General features: G+C 55.9%; 1 protein-coding gene. It reads right to left on the reverse strand.

The annotated features are described in order from the left end of the window. Positions 1-3,389, reverse strand: a 3,389-nt coding sequence (gene sov, locus QVO39_RS06600; RefSeq protein ID WP_288171885.1) for a T9SS outer membrane translocon Sov/SprA, incomplete at both ends; no start/stop codon positions are given.

A 3,389-nucleotide genomic window follows, 5' to 3' on the forward strand; every position in this document is an offset into this window, starting at 1 on the left:
GGCGGTAGGCGAGCTCCAACTGCCCGAAGTAATGCTCCGTGCTGCCGAGTGCGGTAATGTCTCGTAGTATCTCCCGTGTCATCCACTCAAATTGGCTCGCTTGACTCTCGCGGTGGCGTGCCTCAAATGGTTCGTGGATGAGTGCCATCGTGGTGCTTTGTAGGGAGAGGGTGAGCCCCTTGTAGCTCTGTTTGATTTGCAACCCCCTTACCCAGTCCCAACGGCTACGAAGGGTGGTGAGGGCAGAGTAGTCGGAGGGGAATTGCTGGTACCTGAAGTAGCGATTCCAAAGACTATTGAGGCGGATATAACTGCCTTGCGAGGTATCGAATTGGTAGGTCACTTCGCTCTCGGAGCTGCGCTCTCGCTCCTCAAGTAGGTCGGGGGCATACCCCTTTTGGCGATGTAGGCGGTAGCTGAATAGCCAATTGGAGAGGCTCCACGGACGCCTCTTATCGGTTGAATTGAGCCAACGCATATCGGTGAGCTGTAGGTCCTCCTGTTGCCTAAAGGTGGCACCGATGCCGCCCCCATTGCGGAGGTCGCTATCAAAGGGATCGTAGAAGGGAGTAGACTTCTGTCGCTCTAGGGAGTAACGAATAGGGAACCTCAGTTGCCACCGCTTGGGCAGTAGCATACCCAGCTCTAGCTCGGTGCGAAGGAGGAAGGACTGCATATCCTGTAGCTCGTACTTGCGACTATCCGAGGTGATCGCGCCAAAGCCAGCAGTGCGATACTGCCCATCTAGATGAAGCGATGCTAGCTCTCCCAACTGCAATTGCATCGCCCCTTGGGCTGCCTTTCCACCCACGGCCCTTGCTCCTTTCACCGACATCTCATTGACCCACACCTCCGCAGAGAGTCGGCGGTCACTTTTATTCCGCACCCCGATTAGCACAGCCGTCACCTCACCCAGTGTGGGCTGCCCCTTCACCACCATGGTAGCCCCACGATGGACAGGGTCGGGCTGCACAAAGGGGATGTGGTCCTCGCCTCCTGCCAACTGTCGCTGGTGCTTGAGCTCGGTCAGCTCTGCCAAGGAGATTTGGACGAGGTTATTGGGTCGCCACACCTCAGACCTTATCAATTCCTCACCGAGTGCCGAATAATTGCCGATGGGAGTTGCCTCGAGTGGCAGGCGGTACTCGTAGTAATTGCGAGTAAAGTCGTGCCCCACCCTGATAAAAAGCTCCAACTCACCCCTAACAATCATCTGCTCCGACTCCAAGTGACTCCAAAGCTCCAACTGCTGATAGTGGCGAAGGTCGAGCGATTGCTCCTTGTATATGGCCACCGGCTGGCCAGGTGCCAGATACGCTATCTTCATCGCCAAAGCCTGCTCATCCTCAGCACGTAGTGCCCAGTCACTTGCCACCTCATCCCGCTCCACTTCGGGCGGAGAGAGGTAAGGGATTGGTGCCCTTTGGCTATCCTCCTCTAGCGAAAGGGTACTCACCTGCATCTCGGCACTACGCATATCACTCGGCTCGATGCTGCTCTGAAACTTACTCCACGAGATAGAAACGATCCTAAACTGTGCTAGTCGGAGCTGTGTCTCTTTGCTAAAACGGGTGAGCGACAACCGAAGTGTCCGCACATCTTGTAGCGACACTCGTTGCCCTATCTGCTCCGAAGGGGCATGTAATGGGATTCGTAGCTTCACCCACCGCTCTCGCTCGCTCAGTCGCTTCTCTCCTACAATCTGCTCACCACTTAGTCCCTGACGAGTGATCGGTAGCTCATACCTCAGGTAGCCCTCCTCCTGCTCCTGAATCATATCCCTATTGAGGTCCTCGGTATCGGGGTCCCACGTCCGGGCACTCTCCACCCCTTGAATGACCCGAGGAGTGGAATTGCCCTCCATACCATTGATATAGCGATAACGCTCCAAGATCGGTGCCTCCACCTCGTCCCATTCATCGCCCAAGAAGAAGCGATAGTCGTCCTTTGCGGGGTCCTTTTCATCACGAAACAATTGATAGCGAGGGTGGCTCCGCTCCTCCTCCGAGGTCAGTCCATCCAGCCCCACATCTTGTTGATTGATCGGTACCTTTCCCGTAGTATCAAAGCCATAGAGCTGTGGCGGGGTGAGTGCCTTTCGCCCCCACTCCGTCTCTTGCTTTGTCTCACTTCCCTCGTAGTAGATACCTTGGTCGGGGAGAATCTCCTCCTTCATTCGCCCAAGATCCAGGTAGAGCATCCCCTCAGGGGCATCGGGGTCAAGGGTAAAGGGGTCGAGCATCCAGAGCTCCATGTAACTGTAGCGCCGATTCTCTAGGTCATTGGTTGAAAGGGGATAGCTGATACTGCCCCACATCTCTTGCGGTGCCGTGGGAGACTGAGGGTTGTAGGGACCACGCTCGGAGGGATAGAAGGAGAGATTAAGCGTGGAGAGCGTCTGCAACCCGATGGGCGAACGGTCGCGCTGCGGAAAGAACTCCTCGAGGGGCAACTCTCGAACCAAAGGGTGGCGGCGCTGGCTTTGGTCTTTCATTAAGTGTGTTGGTTGGTGTGGTGCACCATCCCGTACCAGAAGAGCATCCACCTTGAACCACGCCAGTTGGGCACGGCTCTCAGGTCGCTCCACCTGCCCTAGAGACCACCCCTGCGGATAGGTGAGCTCAATATATCTATTGCCCTCCTCAAAGTCCTCCACTACGATCTTATCACTGCCACTGCGCGAACGATTATAATCGGAAAGCAGCTCCGCATAAGAGGCCTGCAGAGAGAGCTTCAACGGCTCCCGTACCTCTAGTCCACTCCACTCATTGAACCACTCAATTACCGATGGGCTCTCCCAATGGTAGCTAGCATGCACCCCCCACATGCGGTTGCGTAGCACCTCCTCACCCCATCGTATCCTATTCCGTCGGCTATCCTCCCAATAGGCGAGCAACGTACCGCCGACATTGAGGCGAGGGGAGGGCGTCCAATTCAGTTCCGCTCCCACAAGAGACTTCTCCTTGCGTCGCTGCTGCTCCCGCTCCTTCACCGTAATCTCGATCGTCTCCGTGGTATTGGTGGTAAGCGTAAGCCTCCCCGAAAGGTAATCAATCACATACTCCACCCCCTCGGAGAGCTGTCGACCACTCGCCTCTACCCGCACACTCCCTGGCTCAATCTTCTGATGACCTAGCGACACCGACTGCGTCTGGCTCCCCGTCACTTCCGCTTGAATTCTAAAGAGGTCTAGCTCCTGAGCCTCCTTTGCCTCACGTTGGCTCTTGGTATAAAGTGCTTGAAAGGTAGGGTAGCCATCCCGAGGTATCTCCATAAAAGGATACCTTTGAGGTAGAAAGAGGGTGCCAGTCGCCTTGAGATAAGTGACCCCATCAATCAGGTCAAAGAGCCCATCGGGTGCCCCACCCCGACCAGAGCTATCGGCTCGG

The sequence above is a fragment of the Porphyromonas sp. CAG:1061 genome (assembly GCF_000435035.1).
Taxonomy (GTDB): domain Bacteria; phylum Bacteroidota; class Bacteroidia; order Bacteroidales; family Porphyromonadaceae; genus Porphyromonas_A; species Porphyromonas_A somerae.